The organism is Erwinia wuhanensis (assembly GCF_030484085.1).
Classification (GTDB): domain Bacteria; phylum Pseudomonadota; class Gammaproteobacteria; order Enterobacterales; family Enterobacteriaceae; genus Erwinia; species Erwinia aeris.
Genome location: NZ_JAUJUH010000004.1, coordinates 474,097 through 489,674, shown reverse-complemented (window position 1 = coordinate 489,674; position 15,578 = coordinate 474,097). Strand labels below are relative to the sequence as shown.

The following is a 15,578-nucleotide window of genomic DNA, read 5'->3' as shown; positions in this document are numbered from 1 at the left end:
AAGCCACCTGAAGGGACGTTGAAGACGACGACGTTGATAGGCCGGGTGTGTAAGCGCAGCGATGCGTTGAGCTAACCGGTACTAATGACCCGTGAGGCTTAACCTTACAACGCCAGAAGCGTTCTGGTAAGCGTTATGAGAGACGCAGACAATTTTCAGCCTGTTCACGGATAAACCCGCGCGGCCTCAGGGCGGCGGGGGAAACAGAATTTGCCTGGCGGCTTTAGCGCGGTGGTCCCACCTGACCCCATGCCGAACTCAGAAGTGAAACGCCGTAGCGCCGATGGTAGTGTGGGGCCTCCCCATGCGAGAGTAGGGAACTGCCAGGCATCAAATTGCAACAGCCCCGACCTCACGGTCGGGGTTTTTTGCGTTTGTGGGCCGGAAACTTTTTAGTAACCGATTCAAGAGCTACAGGCTTTATTCCCCTCTCACTTCCTGCCTGGCATTCCCTTTTTACGCTTATATTTCCGTCATCCGGTATATTCCTTAACCTTTCCGTCTGTGATGAAACATTTTCAACTACTTCATCTCATCTCGACTTTCAGCGCCTGACCCGCTATCTTTGGCTGTCTGGATGTCTAAACGTATAAATGGTTAGCCGAGGAAGTAAACGATGCCGATTAGGGTACCCGATGAATTACCAGCCGTGAATTTTCTGCGTAATGAAAATGTATTTGTGATGACCTCTACAAGGGCCAGCACTCAGGAAATCCGCCCGTTAAAAGTGCTGGTTTTGAATCTGATGCCTAAAAAAATCGAGACGGAGAACCAGTTTTTACGCCTGCTTTCTAACTCGCCGTTGCAAATAGATATTCAACTTCTGCGCGTCGACAGCCGCGAGTCACGCAATACGCCTGTGGAGCACCTGAACAACTTTTACTGTAATTTTGAGGATATTCAGGACAATAACTACGATGGTCTGATCGTTACCGGGGCACCGCTGGGCCTGGTCGATTTTAACGATGTGGCGTACTGGCCGCAGATCCAGCGCGTTCTCCATTGGGCTAAAGAGCACGTTACCTCCACGCTTTTTGTTTGCTGGGCGGTGCAGGCTGCTTTGAATATCCTGTACGGCATCCCTAAACAAACGCGTGATAAAAAATTATCGGGCGTTTATGAGCATCGTATTCTGCATCCGCACGCTCTGTTAACGCGTGGCTTCGACGATACTTTTCTGGCGCCGCATTCACGCTATGCGGATTTCCCGACGCACCTGCTGCGCGATTACACGGATCTGGAAATTTTTGCCGAATCAGAAGAGACGGGCGCTTACCTGTTCGCCAGCAAAGACAAGCGTCTGGCTTTCGTCACCGGCCATCCGGAATACGATGCGCTGACGCTGTCCGGCGAATACCATCGTGACTACGAAGCCGGGCTGCATCCGGAGGTACCCTGTAATTACTTCCCACAGGACAACCCGGAACTGCCGCCTCGAGCCAGCTGGCGCAGCCACGGCAACCTGCTGTTTTCAAACTGGCTGAACTACTACGTTTACCAGATCACGCCGTTCGATCTGCGTCATATGAACCCAACGCTGGAATAGTAGCGCAGGGCGTTTTGCCAGACCGCCAGTCGGATGCTTCTACGTGATGAAAACTTGTGCCAGTATGGATTGCCGGCATCGTGCCGCAGGTGAGAAAGAGGCAACAGTGGGCAACAGAACAGAAGCGCTGCATCAGCAGCTGGCAAAACGCATCATGGTGCTGGATGGCGGCATGGGCACCATGATCCAGAGCTATCGTCTGAGCGAAGAGGATTTTCGCGGCGAGCGGTTTGCCGACTGGCAGAGCGATTTAAAGGGTAATAACGACCTGCTGGTGCTGACGCGGCCTGATGTGATAAGCAACATTCACCACGCCTATCTACAGGCGGGCGCAGATATTCTGGAAACCAACACGTTCAACGCCACCCCTGTTGCGATGGCGGATTACCATATGGCCTCGCTGTCGGCGGAAATCAACTTTGCCGCCGCAAAGCTGGCCCGTGAGTGCGCCGATGCCTGGACGGCCCGCACGCCAGAAAAACCACGCTATGTTGCAGGCGTTTTAGGGCCAACTAACCGCACCTGCTCGATTTCGCCGGACGTTAACGATCCTGCCTTCCGTAATATCACTTTCAATCAGCTGGTCGAAGCCTACCGTGAATCAACAAAGGCGCTGATGGCGGGCGGCGTTGATATTATTATGATCGAAACCATTTTCGATACGTTAAATGCCAAAGCGGCCATTTTCGCGGTAAAAAGCGAATTTGACGAGCAGGGCATTACGCTGCCGCTGATGATTTCCGGCACCATTACCGATGCATCCGGCCGTACGCTTTCGGGACAGACTACCGAAGCTTTTTATAATTCGCTGCGTCATGCGCAGCCGCTGTCGTTCGGCCTGAACTGCGCGCTGGGGCCGGACGAGCTGCGTCAGTACGTGGCGGAGCTGTCGCGCATTGCGGAAAGCTACGTGACCGCGCACCCCAATGCGGGCCTGCCTAACGCCTTTGGTGAATACGATCTGGACGCGGACATTATGGCGGAGCAGATAGGTGAATGGGCGCGATCGGGCTTTTTAAATATCGTCGGCGGCTGCTGCGGTACTACGCCAGCACATATTGCCGCAATGGCCGCCGCGGTAGAGGGCGTTACGCCTCGCCAGCGGCCGGATCTGCCCGTGGCCTGTCGTCTTTCCGGTCTTGAACCACTGAACATCAGCGCTGAAACGCTGTTCGTCAACGTCGGCGAGCGCACCAACGTTACCGGCTCGGCAAAATTCAAGCGTCTGATCAAAGAAGAGAAGTACAGCGAGGCGCTGGAAGTGGCGTTGCAGCAGGTGGAAAGCGGCGCGCAGATCGTTGATATCAATATGGACGAGGGGATGCTGGATGCGGAGGCGGCGATGGTACGCTTCCTGAACCTGATTGCTGGCGAACCGGATATTGCGCGCGTGCCGGTGATGATCGACTCCTCCAAATGGGAAGTGATTGAAAAAGGCCTGCAGTGTATTCAGGGCAAAGGCATCGTTAACTCCATTTCGATGAAGGAAAGCATCGAAGCCTTTATTCATCATGCCCGCCTGGTGCGGCGCTACGGCGCGGCAATGGTTGTGATGGCGTTTGATGAGGTCGGCCAGGCGGATACCCGCGAACGCAAAATCGCTATCTGCCGTCGCGCCTATCAGATCCTGACGGAAGAGGTTGGCTTCCCGCCGGAAGATATCATTTTCGACCCCAATATCTTTGCGGTCGCTACCGGCATTGAAGAGCACAACAACTACGCGATGGATTTTATCGGCGCCTGTGAAGATATCAAGCGAGAGCTGCCGCACGCGATGATTTCAGGCGGCGTCTCCAACGTCTCCTTTTCCTTTCGCGGCAACGATCCGGTACGTGAAGCTATCCACGCGGTTTTCCTTTATTACGCTATTCGCAACGGTATGGATATGGGGATCGTCAATGCCGGTCAGCTGGCCATCTATGACGACCTGGCGCCAGATCTGCGCGACGCGGTAGAAGACGTGGTGCTTAACCGGCGTGAAGACAGCACCGAGCGGCTGCTGACGCTGGCGGAAAAATATCGTGGCAGCAAGGCGGACGACGGAAACAAGCCGCAGGCAGAATGGCGCAGCTGGGAAGTGGAAAAGCGGCTGGAGTATTCGCTGGTTAAAGGCATTACCGAATTTATTGAAGAGGATACCGAGGCCGCGCGCCAGAAGGCGAGTCGCCCGATTGAGGTAATCGAGGGGCCGCTGATGGCGGGCATGAACGTGGTCGGCGACCTGTTTGGCGAAGGCAAAATGTTCCTGCCGCAGGTAGTGAAATCCGCGCGCGTAATGAAGCAGGCAGTGGCTTATCTGGAGCCTTATATTGAGGCGAGCAAAGAGAAGGGCCGCACCAACGGCAAAATCGTGCTTGCTACGGTAAAAGGCGATGTTCACGACATTGGTAAAAATATCGTCGGCGTGGTGCTGCAATGCAACAACTACGAAATCATCGATCTGGGCGTGATGGTGCCCGGCGATAAAATTCTTAAAACCGCCAGAGAACAAAATGCCGATATCATCGGTCTGTCGGGGCTGATTACGCCGTCGCTGGACGAGATGGTCAACGTGGCGAAAGAGATGGAGCGGCAGGGCTTTACGCTACCGCTGCTGATCGGCGGCGCAACCACGTCCAAAGCGCATACGGCCGTTAAAATCGAGCAAAACTATAGCGGCCCAACGGTCTACGTGCAAAACGCCTCGCGCACGGTTGGCGTGGTTTCAGCGCTGCTTTCCGCCACGCAGCGTGACGATTTCGTGGCCCGCACGCGTAAAGAGTATGAAACGGTGCGCATCCAGCACGGTCGTAAAAAGCCGCGCACGCCGCCGGTCTCGCTGGCGACGGCAAGGGCTAATGCCCTGGCGCTGAACTGGGAAGATTATACGCCGCCCGTGCCGCACCGGCTGGGCATAAGCGAAGTAAGCGCTAACATCGAAACGCTGCGGCACTATATAGACTGGACGCCGTTCTTTATGACCTGGTCGCTGGCTGGCAAATATCCCCGCATTCTGGAAGACGAAGTGGTGGGTGTTGAGGCGAAACGGCTTTTTGACGATGCGAACGCGATGCTGGACGAGCTGAGCGCGAAGCAGGCGCTTACACCGCGCGGCGTAGTAGGCATTTTTCCGGCTAACCGCGTCGGCGACGATATCCATATTTATCGCGACGAAGCACGCCGCGACGTTCTGCAAGTAAGCCATCACTTACGTCAGCAGACGGAAAAAACGGACTTTGCGAACTACTGCCTGGCCGATTTTGTGGCACCGGCTGCCAGCCGCAAAGCCGACTATCTGGGCGCGTTCGCCGTTACCGGCGGCCTGGAGGAAGATTCGCTGGCGGAAGCCTATGACGCCGCTCATGATGATTACAACAAAATCATGGTGAAAGCGCTGGCAGATCGTCTGGCGGAAGCGTTCGCGGAATATCTGCATGAGCGAGTTCGTAAGGTCATCTGGGGCTTTGCGCCTACGGAAAACCTGAGCAATGAAGAGCTGATCCGTGAGAACTATCAGGGCATTCGTCCCGCGCCCGGCTATCCCGCCTGTCCGGAACACACCGAGAAGGCGACCATCTGGCAGCTGCTGGATGTTGAAACCCATACCGGCATGAGGCTGACGGAATCTTTTGCCATGTGGCCGGGCGCATCGGTTTCCGGCTGGTACTTCAGCCATCCGCAAAGCAAATATTTTGCGGTCGCTCAACTGCAACGCGATCAGGTAGAAGATTATGCGCAGCGCAAAGGGATGTCGGTGAGCGAAGTTGAGCGCTGGCTGGCCTCAAACCTGGGTTATGACGCCGACTGACCAATGCCGGGGGCAGATAACAGGATCTGCCCTGCTTTTCTCCCGCCTGCTCTTCAGCCAGCGCCAGTCGCGCGATGCCATTTCAATAATATGACGCTGATAAAAAAGCTTTTTCGCCAGAGCGACTAAACTTAAGGCGACGGTCGCTCATCAGGACTAAAGCTTTTATTCGTGAAAATCCGTGAGGTTAATATCGGTGCTGACCCTGCTTAATTTACTTTCTGCCGTAGCGCTGCTGGTGTGGGGAACGCATATTGTTCGTACCGGCATTATGCGAGTTTACGGCGCAGATCTCCGCCGCGTGCTCAGCCGCAGCGTGGCGAAAAAGCCGATGGCCTTTGTGGCCGGCATCGGCGTCACCGCGTTGGTGCAGAGCAGCAATGCCACCACGCTGCTGGTGACTTCGTTTGTGGCGCAGGAGCTGGTGGCGCTGACGCCCGCGCTGGTGATCATACTGGGCGCGGACGTGGGGACGGCGCTCATGGCGCGCATCCTGACCTTTGATCTTTCCTGGCTGTCGCCGCTGTTTATTTTCTTTGGCGTGGTCTTTTTCCTGGGACGCAAACAGACGCGCGCCGGGCAGCTTGGCCGCGCCAGCATCGGGCTGGGGCTGATCCTGCTGGCGCTACAGCTGATCGTCGCGGCGGCGACGCCAATCACCCAGGCCGCAGGCGTTAAGGTAATCTTCTCTTCGCTCACCGGCGACGTAATGCTGGACTCGCTGATTGGCGCGGTATTTGCCATTATCAGCTATTCGAGTCTGGCGGCGGTGCTGATCACCGCCACGCTCACCGCGACCGGCGTTATCTCTTTTAAAGTGGCGCTGTGCCTGGTGATCGGCGCGAATCTGGGCAGCGGCCTGCTGGCGATGCTGAACAACAGCGGCTCCAATGCCGCAGGGAAACAAGTGGCGCTGGGCAGTCTGCTGTTCAAATTTATCGGCTCGCTGATAGTGCTGCCTTTCATCGATCTGCTGGCGGACTGGCTGCAAAAGCTGCCGGTTAACGACGAAGAGCTGGTGATCTTTTTCCACGTCTTCTACAACCTGATCCGCTGTCTGGTGATGGTGCCTTTCGCCGATTTGATGGCCGATCTGTGCCAGCGAATTATTCGTGAAGAGCCGGAAACGGATTTGCGCCTGAAGCCGAAACATCTGGACAGTAGCGCGCTGGATACGCCCGCGCTGGCGCTGGCGAACGCTTCAAGAGAGACGCTGCGCATGGGTGACGTGCTGGAACAGATGCTGACCAGCTTCAGTAAAGTGATGCACGGCGAGCTGCGAGAGGAAAGGGAAATCCGGCGGCTGGACGACGACGTTGACATACTTTATACCGCGATCAAACTCTATCTGGCGCAGATGCCGAAAGAAGATCTCCCGGAAGAGGATTCGCGGCGCTGGGCGGAAATCATCGAAATGGCGCTGAACCTGGAAATGGCGGGCGATATTCTGGAGCGCATGAGCGGCGACGTGGTGGATAAATCGCTGAATGCGCGCCGTGCTTTTTCGGTGGAGGGCCTGGCGGAACTGGATGCGCTGCTTGAGCAGCTCAACGCCAACCTGCGTCTGAGCCTGTCGGTATTTTTATCACATGACGTAACCAGCGCTAAGCGGCTGCGGCGCGCCAAGCACCGTTTCCGCATTACAACTCGCCGCTATTCGCATAAGCATGTCGATCGTCTGCATCAGCAAAACGTGCAGAGTATAGAAACCAGTTCGCTGCATCTGGGCCTGCTGGGCGATATGAAAAGGTTGAACTCGCTATTTTGCGCGGTTGCCTACAGCGTGCTGGAGCAGCCTGACGATCCCAGGGATGAGGAATAACGCAAGCCCCCGCGACAATGCGGGGGAGAAACGCTATTTTTTGCTGATGGGTTTGCTGGACCAGTAGCCCGCCAGCAGCGAGCCGGAAAGATTGTGCCAGACCGAGAACAGCGCGCCCGGCAGCGCGGCCAGCGGTGAGAAGTAAAGCTTGCCCAGCGTCGCCGCCAGCCCGGAGTTTTGCATCCCCACTTCCAGCGCCAGCGTGCGGCAGGTGGATTCATCGAAGCCAAACAGCTTGCCGCCCCAATAGCCGCCCAGCAGGCCGATAGCGTTATGCAGGATCACTGCGGCTATCGTCACCAGCCCCACCGACCCGATAAAGCCCTGACTGCCCGCTACGACGGCGCTAATAATCAGCAGAATGCAGACCATGGAAAAAGCGGGCAGATAAGGCTCCACGCGGCGCACCACGCCGTGCAGCGTGTGATGGACAATCAGCCCGATGCTAATCGGCACCACCACGATTTTAACGATGCTCAGCAGCATCCCGGCGACATCCACCTGAATATGCGTATCCACGTAGAGCTTAGTCAGCAGCGGCGTGGCGAACACGCCTACCAGTGCGGAGACGGACGAGATGGTCACCGACAGCGCCACGTCGCCCTTAGCCAGATAGATCATCACGTTGGAAGCGGTGCCGCTGGCGACGCTGCCGACCAGGATCATGCCCGCTGCCAGATCCGGTGGCATCTTAAACAGTTTTGCCAGCGCCCAGGCGGCGAGCGGCATCACCAGATAGTGCAAAAACGTGCCGGCGATAACCGGTGCCGGTCGGGTCAGCACGCGTTTGAAATCGTTGATATTCAGCGTGACGCCCATACCAAACATAATCAGCATCAGCAAATAAGTGACCCAGGGGCCAATACCCAGAAAGGGAGTTGGCGTGTACCAGGCAGCAAGGGAAAGCAGGACTGCCCATAACGGGAACAGTCGGGTAACGGTGGCGAGCATAGCCAGACTTCCTTTTTATGTTGTGATTACAGAATGCCGTTTTCCCGGAACGGGGGAAAAGCGGTCGTCGAATCATAGCATTAGCCGATGGGAAAGGAAGGACGAGCGGACAGCGGCGGGAAAGACGCAGGAAAAGGGCGGGCCAGCAGCGGCCCGCCAGGCAGGCGTTACGCTTTTTCCTCCAGCAGAACGCGGTAAATCAGGCCGCCAACCAGCGCGCCGACGAGCGGCATCGCCCAGAACATCCATAGCTGATCCAGCGCCCAGCCGCCCTGGAAGATAGCCACGGCGGTACTGCGTGCCGGGTTAACCGAGGTATTGGTCACCGGAATGCTGATCAAATGGATCAGGGTCAGCGCCAGACCGATAGCAATGGGCGCAAAGCCCTTCGGCGCGCGTTTGTCGGTCGCGCCGTGGATAACGATCAGGAAAATAGCGGTCAGCACGGCTTCCGCAATCATGCCGGACAGCAGAGAGAAACCGCCAGGCGAATGCTCGCCGTAGCCGTTGGCGGCAAAACCGCTGGCTGCCGCGTCAAAAGAGGCTTTGCCGCTGGCGATCAGATAAAGCGTGCCTGCCGCCAGCGCGCCGCCCACAACCTGCGCCAGCACATAGGGAAGGATTTGCGACGCGGGAAAACGGCCGCCGGCCCACAGGCCTATGGTTACCGCCGGATTAAAATGACCGCCCGAGATATGCCCTACGGCATAAGCCATCGTCAGGACGGTCAGGCCAAACGCCAGCGATACGCCGACAAAACCAATTCCCAGCTCGGGAAAAGCCGCGGCTAATACCGCGCTACCACAGCCGCCGAGAACCAGCACAAAGGTTCCCAGCGATTCAGCGACTAACCTACGCATGTTTTGCTCCATTATTTGATTTAACGCCACGATTATCCCTGGCTTGTCCAACCGGAAAATCAACGGAACGGAGAATATGCTGTCTGCGGGCGGATCTGCGGCTTTATTAGCGACTGGCTTGAGCCAGATCAAAAGATAAGCGCTCGCTGAGTAAAGCGATGAAAGGGAAAAACAAGAAAAGTAAAAAAGCGGGCAAGGCTGCTAATAAGCCTTCAGGCTATCAGGCCACCATTGGGCTGATAAAGGCGGCATTGCTGCTGCGAAAACGGCAGGGCGCCGCAGGCTTGTCAGCAATCTGGAAGCCGGGCTTCCGCCCGGCTTCCACGCTTACTCAAACAGATTTTTATGCAGCGCCTGCACCACCTGTTCGGCGTCGTTGCCCGGCACCAGGAAGCAGAGGTTATAGCTGCTTGCGCCATAGCAGATCAGGCGCAGGTTAAACGGCTCCAGCACGCCGAAGACCTCTTTGCCGACGCCGCAGGCTTTGGAAAGCTGATTGCCGATCAGCGCCACCAGCGCCAGATTCTCTTCTACCTCTACGCGGCACAGCGAAGAGAGCTCGGTCAGCAGCGCCTGAGTCAGCAGGCCATCGCTGTTGGAGGTGGAGCCAGTGGTATCCAGCGTCAGCGCAACGCTTACCTCCGAAGTGGTAATCAGATCGACCGAGATATTATGGCGCGCGAGGATGGTGAAAACCTCAACCAGAAAGCCGCGCGCGTGCAGCATATTCAGGCTGTGCAGCGTCAGCAGCGTCTGTTTGCGGCGCAGGGCCAGCGCGCGGAACAGCGGCGGATCCTGCGTTTCGTTGCAGACGCGCGTGCCGCCAGCGGCCGGATCCTTACTGGAGCCGACGAACACCGGAATATCGCTGCGTACGGCAGGCAACAACGTGGCCGGATGCAGCACCTTGGCACCAAACGTCGCCATCTCCGCCGCTTCGCCAAAGGTGATTTCATCAATGCGTTTCGCCGTCGGCACCACGCGCGGATCGGTGGTATAGATGCCCGGTACATCGGTCCAGATGTCGATACGGCTTGCGTGCAGCGCTTCGCCCAGCAGCGCGGCGGTATAGTCGCTGCCGCCGCGACCCAGCGTGGTGGTGCGGCCTTTCGGCTCGCTGCCGATAAAGCCCTGGGTCACGATCAGCGCTTCGCCCAGCCGCGGCGCCAGCTGTGCCTGCGTCAGTTCCGCCAGCAGCGCGACATCCGGCTCTGCGCGACCAAAGCGGTCGTTGGTGCGCATCACTTTACGCACGTCGAACCACTCGGAGGCCACTTCGCGCTGGCGCAGGATCTCTACAAACAGCAGGCTGGACATCAGTTCGCCGTGGCTGACCAGCTCATCGGTCAGCGCGGTTGAGGTAGCCAGCGCGGCGGCTTCGGAAAGCATGGTGATGTTTTCCAGCACGCGATCGATTTCGTCGCGAATCACTTCAGAATGCGGCAGCTGGTCAACAATGGCGTACTGGATGCGGCGGATCTCATCCAGTTGATAAGCACGCTGCTCCTGCTCCAGGCCTTCCGCCAGGGAAACCAACAGGTTGGTGACGCCCGCAGAGGCGGAAAGCACCACCACGCGCACATTCGGATCGGCCAGCACCACGTCGGCGCTGCGGTTCATGGCGGCGTAATCGGCAACGCTGGTGCCGCCGAACTTCGCCACGATCAATGATTGGGACATGTCTTGACATACCTCGTGTCAGGTTAAAATCTATCAGCCTTGGCACAAGGGAAGAGCAGAAACGGGGCAGACGTAGAAAAGGGATTACTACGAGTCACCCAGAAGCGCTCCACCTTGCAAATCGTCCGCCCGGCGGACGATCGTGGTGACAACCCAGAGGATTCAGCCCCTGTAGCCGATACGCCCCATACCGCATGGTTTGTACCTCGGCGTCGCTCCCCCTGATGTGTTTTCTACGGATTCGGTTCCTCCAACACACTGCCTGGGCGACGCGCCTCTTCTGGCCTGCGCATCAGATGCGCAGCTAGCCGCCCAGAAATACCGGGTTATTGTCTTGCTGTCAATCCCCGGAACTGGCCGATGATTCATTTTGTACCAGAGCGATCACCGTACAGGGCAGCGCGGGCGGCTGGCCGTCGCCTATTTTCAGCTTGCCCTGTTCGTCCTGCACAAAGAGCAACAGCGCGTTCTGATTCTTTTCCAGATACTCTTCCCAGCCGAAATTTTCATTCAGGCCCGTCGCTTTGATTACGCCGCCTTTCGCCAGCAGGCTGCTGAGGCGGGCATAGGTATGCTCCTGGCTGAACAGCACTTCATGACGGCGAAAGCGCGGGCTTTCACTGTCGCGGCGGCCTTTCAGCGCGGCGCCCGAACGAATAGCCGCCACGTTGTTGTTACCAAAAATATGGCTGAAATGGTAAACGGCCAGCGCATTTTGATGGCGATTGGGCGACAGGGCAAGCACCTGGGCCGTTTCGCTAAGGTCGAGGAAGTTTTCGGCATGATCCGACCAGGCGTTGCCGTAGTAAGCGGGAATGCCTTCCATACGGGCCAGCCGATAATATTCCCAGCTGCTGTCCGTCACCAGCACGGGCAGATCCAGCTTTTGCAGCGCGGCAGCCAGCGCGCGGGCGACGCTGTTCGCGCCGATAATCAGGATACCGCGCGGCTCCCGTTGCTGCACGCGCAGCGCACGGGCGAGGAACGAGCTGGTCAGGCTTTGCAGCACCACGGTGCCGATAATCACCGCAAACACCACGGTCACCAGCCGGCTGGCGCCTTCATAGCCGGTTTTTTCCAGCGTCAGCGCAAACAGCGAGCTGACTGCCGCCGCCACGATGCCGCGTGGCGAAATCCAGCTCAGCAGCAGCTTGTCGCGCCAGGAGAGCGAGGAACCCCACGTGGAGAGCGCGATACAGAGCGGACGAGCGATAAACTGCACCACCAGCAGCAGGCCAAGCAGCGGCCAGCCCATCGCCAGCAGCGCGCCGAGATCCAGCCTGGCGGCCAGAATAATAAACAGCGCGGAGATCAGCAGCGCCGACAGCTCCTCTTTAAAGGCGATAATCTCGCTCAAATCCACATCGCGCATATTGGCCAGCCAGATCCCCATCACGGTGACGGTCAGCAGGCCCGACTCGTCGGCAATAGCGTTCGACGCGCCGAAAGCGGTCAGCGTAACGGCCAGCACCGCAAAGTTTTGCAGATAGCCCGGCAGCCAGACGCGCTTCAGCGCGACGCCTATCAGCCAGCCGAACAGCGCGCCGCCGACGGTGCCGACCACCACGGTCAGGCCGAACGTCCAGAAGAGATGGGTCAGCGACTCCGCTTTTTGCTGTAGCACAATGAATTCAAACACCAGCAGCGTGAAAATAGCGCCGACCGGATCGATCACAATGCCTTCCCAGCGCAGGATCTGATTAATTGCCTTATTCGGACGCACCACGCGCATCAGCGGAGCGATAACCGTCGGGCCGGTGACGACCGTGACGGCGCCGACCAGCGCCGCCAGCTCGGGCGGGAAGTCGAGCAGCAGCCAGCAGGTGAGGCCGATAGCCAGAAAAGTGATAAACATGCCGATTGTGACCAGATTGCGCACCACCTTGCCCAATCCACGGATCTCGTCGAAACGCAGCGTCAACGCGCCTTCAAACAGAATGATCGCTACCGAGAGAGAAACCAGCGGGAACAGCAGAGCGCCAAACAGCGCATCCGGCTGCAAAACATGACCGACCGGCCCCAGGAGAATGCCGAAAACAAGCAGCGGTAAAATGGCCGGTAAACGCAGCAACCAGGCCAGCCACTGGGCCACGAGCGAGCTTAATCCAATGATAACCAACAGGAGTGGCGCAGAAAGCTCCATAAAATTTTTCCTTTAAAGGGCAAGAATAGTCATACTGAAACGCATCGGGTTTCACCCCGCCGCCTGAATTATAAATAGCCCCGGGCAAAAGAGAGGAAAACTTCTCCTCTGATAGCCGTCACCTGTTGCAGGGAAAGGCGTGCGAAAAACGCGTAACAGGTAACATGGCGCCCGGTCTGTTTTACGGTTCTTAAATAAAAAGAGTGTGTTGCTATGAAAAATATCAATCCGACACAAACCGCTGCCTGGCAAGCGCTGCAGCAGCATTTTGCAGAGATGAAAGACGTAGAGATTGCCGACCTGTTCGCGAAAGATGCCGATCGGTTCAGCAAATTTTCCGCCACCTTCGACGATCAAATGCTGGTGGACTTCTCTAAAAACCGCATCACCAGCGAAACGCTCGACAAGCTGCAGGCTCTGGCGAAAGAAACCGAGCTGCAGGATGCTATCAAATCCATGTTCTCCGGGGAAAAAATTAACCGTACTGAAAATCGCGCCGTGCTGCACGTTGCTCTGCGCAACCGCAGCAACAAGCCGATTATGGTCGATGGCAAGGATGTGATGCCGGAAGTCAATGCGGTGCTGGAGAAGATGAAGTCGTTCTCCGATCGCATCATCAGCGGTGAGTGGAAGGGCTACACCGGTAAAGCTATCACCGACGTGGTCAATATTGGTATCGGTGGTTCCGATCTGGGGCCGTTTATGGTTACCGAGGCGCTGCGTCCGTATAAAAACCATCTGAATATGCATTTCGTCTCTAACGTAGACGGCACGCATATCGCGGAAACGGTAAAAGATCTCAGCCCGGAAACCACGCTGTTCCTGGTCGCGTCAAAAACCTTCACCACCCAGGAAACCATGACCAACGCCCACAGCGCGCGTGACTGGTTCCTGAAGGCGGCGGGCGACGAGCAGCACGTAGCGAAACACTTCGCCGCGCTCTCTACCAATGCCAAAGCCGTGGGCGAGTTCGGCATCGACACTGCCAATATGTTTGAGTTCTGGGACTGGGTCGGCGGCCGCTATTCGCTCTGGTCGGCGATTGGCCTCTCTATCGTGCTGTCCATCGGCTTCGATAACTTCGAGCAGCTGCTGAGCGGCGCCCACGCGATGGACAACCACTTCGCCAACACGCCTGCGGAGCAAAACCTGCCGGTGATCCTGGCGCTGATCGGCATCTGGTATAACAACTTCTTCGGTGCCGAAACCGAAGCTATCCTGCCTTACGACCAGTACATGCATCGTTTTGCCGCCTACTTCCAGCAGGGCAATATGGAGTCGAACGGCAAATATGTCGATCGCAACGGCAACCCTGTCAGCTATGAAACCGGCCCGATCATCTGGGGCGAGCCTGGCACCAACGGTCAGCACGCCTTCTATCAGCTGATCCACCAGGGCACCAAGCTGGTGCCGTGCGACTTTATCGCGCCGGCCGTCAGCCACAACCAGCTGGGCGATCATCACGCCAAGCTGCTCTCTAACTTCTTCGCACAGACCGAAGCGCTGGCGTTCGGCAAATCACGCGAAACGGTAGAGAAAGAGTTCGCTGATGCGGGCAAAGATGCCCAGTCCGTCGGGCATATCGTGCCGTTCAAAGTGTTTGAAGGGAACCGTCCGACCAACTCCATTCTGCTGCGTGAAATCAACCCGTTCAGCCTGGGCGCGTTGATTGCGCTGTACGAGCACAAAATCTTTACCCAGGGCGCTATCCTGAACATCTTCACCTTCGATCAGTGGGGCGTGGAGCTGGGTAAACAGCTGGCTAACCGCATCCTGCCTGAGCTTTCCGGCGGCGAGCAGGTGGCAAGCCATGACAGCTCCACCAACGGCCTGATCAACCGCTACAAAAACTGGCGCGGCTGAAACAGCTGACACGCGTCCGGCTCTCTGCTGGCGCAGCGCAAAGTCTGAAGGTCGGCCATCGCGCCGGCCTTTTTTAGCTGCATAATGCGTTTATCAGATCCATCTTTACCTACTGGTGGTCCTGTTTGACAGCGACGCGGTTTCCCACTGGCCCTGACGAATGCGGCGCTGTAACAGAGTTTAAGGTTAATTCCTCTTCCAATAATTGCTGAATGACCTGCTGCCTGACTAAGGAAATTCTTAAATTTCAGGCCACTAAGTCAATTTATGGCAGGAATAGTCCGAAACGTATTCTCGTTCGATCCGCTTAAAACGCTGAGTAAATACATTTAACTCACTGAAAAACTGCACTTTTAACAGAAAAAGCGCGCTGCCGCATTTTCTGCCCATAAAACGGCCGTTTTAATCACAATCGGTAGTGAATGGCGCTAACTTGTCGCGTTATGGCAGCGATAAATAGCGATATAACGAGTTTATTGACCAATTGTTGCCTTATCCCTCCAAAAATGTTTCTGTTTCACACAGCGAAGCGGCAGCAGCCAGCGCGTTTAACCGTCCTGAATTCTGGTAATTTATTGCCTTATAATGAGCCGGTCTGAAATCTTTCAGGCGAGTTATCCATTCATTCTATGAAGGATTTTGTATGAAAAAAGTCTTATGTGCTGCTGCAGCCGTAGCGTACTTAGCGACTGCTTCCGCCGCGTTTGCCGCGCCTGAAGAGGCCGGTGCCGCAGCGGGCGCCTCGGCGGGAACCCTTTCCGCCGGGACGACCACGGCAGTGGGTGTGGGCGCGCTTGGCGCGCTGGTTGGCGTGGCGCTGGCAGCAAGCAGCGGCGGTAACGGTTCCAACACCGGAACCACGACTACTACCACCACCAGCACCACTCGTTAAGTGCAGTAAATTAATCATAACCACACGCTTGTGT

General features: G+C 56.9%; 9 protein-coding genes, 2 rRNA genes and 1 riboswitch. Of the genes, 7 read left to right on the top strand and 4 right to left on the bottom strand.

Annotated elements, in window-relative coordinates; genetic code table 11:
* The 5 genes from QZH36_RS12830 to QZH36_RS12810 all read left to right on the top strand — a co-directional run.
* A 23S ribosomal RNA gene (locus QZH36_RS12830) occupies positions 1 to 106 on the top strand; the annotation flags it as partial.
* 107 nt (positions 107 to 213) lie between these two features.
* Positions 214 to 329: ribosomal RNA gene (gene rrf, locus QZH36_RS12825) — 5S ribosomal RNA — on the top strand.
* A 287-nt stretch (positions 330 to 616) separates the two neighbouring features.
* The gene (metA, locus tag QZH36_RS12820; RefSeq protein WP_253456254.1) at positions 617 to 1,546 is read left to right on the top strand and encodes a homoserine O-acetyltransferase MetA; all 930 of its coding nucleotides are present in this window, start codon (positions 617 to 619) and stop codon (positions 1,544 to 1,546) included.
* A 106-nt stretch (positions 1,547 to 1,652) separates the two neighbouring features.
* Complete coding sequence (gene metH / locus QZH36_RS12815; protein ID WP_301730363.1) at positions 1,653 to 5,333, top strand: methionine synthase; 3,681 nt, start codon at positions 1,653 to 1,655, stop codon at positions 5,331 to 5,333.
* A gap of 196 nt (positions 5,334 to 5,529) precedes the next feature.
* The gene (locus QZH36_RS12810) at positions 5,530 to 7,155 is read left to right on the top strand and encodes a Na/Pi cotransporter family protein (RefSeq protein WP_253461156.1); all 1,626 of its coding nucleotides are present in this window, start codon (positions 5,530 to 5,532) and stop codon (positions 7,153 to 7,155) included.
* A gap of 33 nt (positions 7,156 to 7,188) precedes the next feature.
* On the opposite strand, the gene panS is transcribed toward QZH36_RS12810, so the two are convergent.
* The 4 genes from panS to QZH36_RS12790 form a co-directional block, all read right to left on the bottom strand.
* Entirely contained in the window at positions 7,189 to 8,106 is a 918-nt protein-coding gene (gene panS, locus QZH36_RS12805) for a ketopantoate/pantoate/pantothenate transporter PanS (RefSeq protein WP_253456247.1), read from the bottom strand.
* 167 nt (positions 8,107 to 8,273) lie between these two features.
* Complete coding sequence (aqpZ, locus tag QZH36_RS12800) at positions 8,274 to 8,966, bottom strand: aquaporin Z (protein ID WP_253456239.1); 693 nt, start codon at positions 8,964 to 8,966, stop codon at positions 8,274 to 8,276.
* A 327-nt stretch (positions 8,967 to 9,293) separates the two neighbouring features.
* On the bottom strand, positions 9,294 to 10,646 hold the full coding sequence (gene lysC / locus QZH36_RS12795) for a lysine-sensitive aspartokinase 3 (protein ID WP_253456236.1): 1,353 nt from the start codon (positions 10,644 to 10,646) through the stop codon (positions 9,294 to 9,296).
* A gap of 94 nt (positions 10,647 to 10,740) precedes the next feature.
* A riboswitch (Lysine riboswitch) is annotated at positions 10,741 to 10,934 on the bottom strand.
* 52 nt (positions 10,935 to 10,986) lie between these two features.
* Positions 10,987 to 12,789 (bottom strand): cation:proton antiporter, encoded by a 1,803-nt coding sequence (locus QZH36_RS12790; protein ID WP_301730361.1) that lies wholly within the window; start codon positions 12,787 to 12,789, stop codon positions 10,987 to 10,989.
* 213 nt (positions 12,790 to 13,002) lie between these two features.
* On the opposite strand from QZH36_RS12790, the gene pgi reads away from it, so the two are divergent.
* Both pgi and yjbE read left to right on the top strand, forming a co-directional pair.
* Complete coding sequence (gene pgi / locus QZH36_RS12785) at positions 13,003 to 14,652, top strand: glucose-6-phosphate isomerase (protein WP_301730360.1); 1,650 nt, start codon at positions 13,003 to 13,005, stop codon at positions 14,650 to 14,652.
* Between the two features lie 643 nt (positions 14,653 to 15,295).
* Entirely contained in the window at positions 15,296 to 15,544 is a 249-nt protein-coding gene (gene yjbE, locus QZH36_RS12780; protein ID WP_125290158.1) for an exopolysaccharide production protein YjbE, read from the top strand.
* Positions 15,545 to 15,578 lie beyond the last annotated feature (34 nt).

Excerpts from the sequence above, each read along its gene's own strand:
- metA (WP_253456254.1), top strand. The coding sequence starts at position 617 with ATGCCGATTAGGGTACCCGATGAATTACCAGCCGTGAATTTTCTGCGT.
- panS (WP_253456247.1), bottom strand. The coding sequence starts at position 8,106 with ATGCTCGCCACCGTTACCCGACTGTTCCCGTTATGGGCAGTCCTGCTT.
- aqpZ (WP_253456239.1), bottom strand. The coding sequence starts at position 8,966 with ATGCGTAGGTTAGTCGCTGAATCGCTGGGAACCTTTGTGCTGGTTCTC.
- lysC (WP_253456236.1), bottom strand. The coding sequence starts at position 10,646 with ATGTCCCAATCATTGATCGTGGCGAAGTTCGGCGGCACCAGCGTTGCC.
- QZH36_RS12790 (WP_301730361.1), bottom strand. The coding sequence starts at position 12,789 with ATGGAGCTTTCTGCGCCACTCCTGTTGGTTATCATTGGATTAAGCTCG.
- pgi (WP_301730360.1), top strand. The coding sequence starts at position 13,003 with ATGAAAAATATCAATCCGACACAAACCGCTGCCTGGCAAGCGCTGCAG.
- yjbE (WP_125290158.1), top strand. The coding sequence starts at position 15,296 with ATGAAAAAAGTCTTATGTGCTGCTGCAGCCGTAGCGTACTTAGCGACT.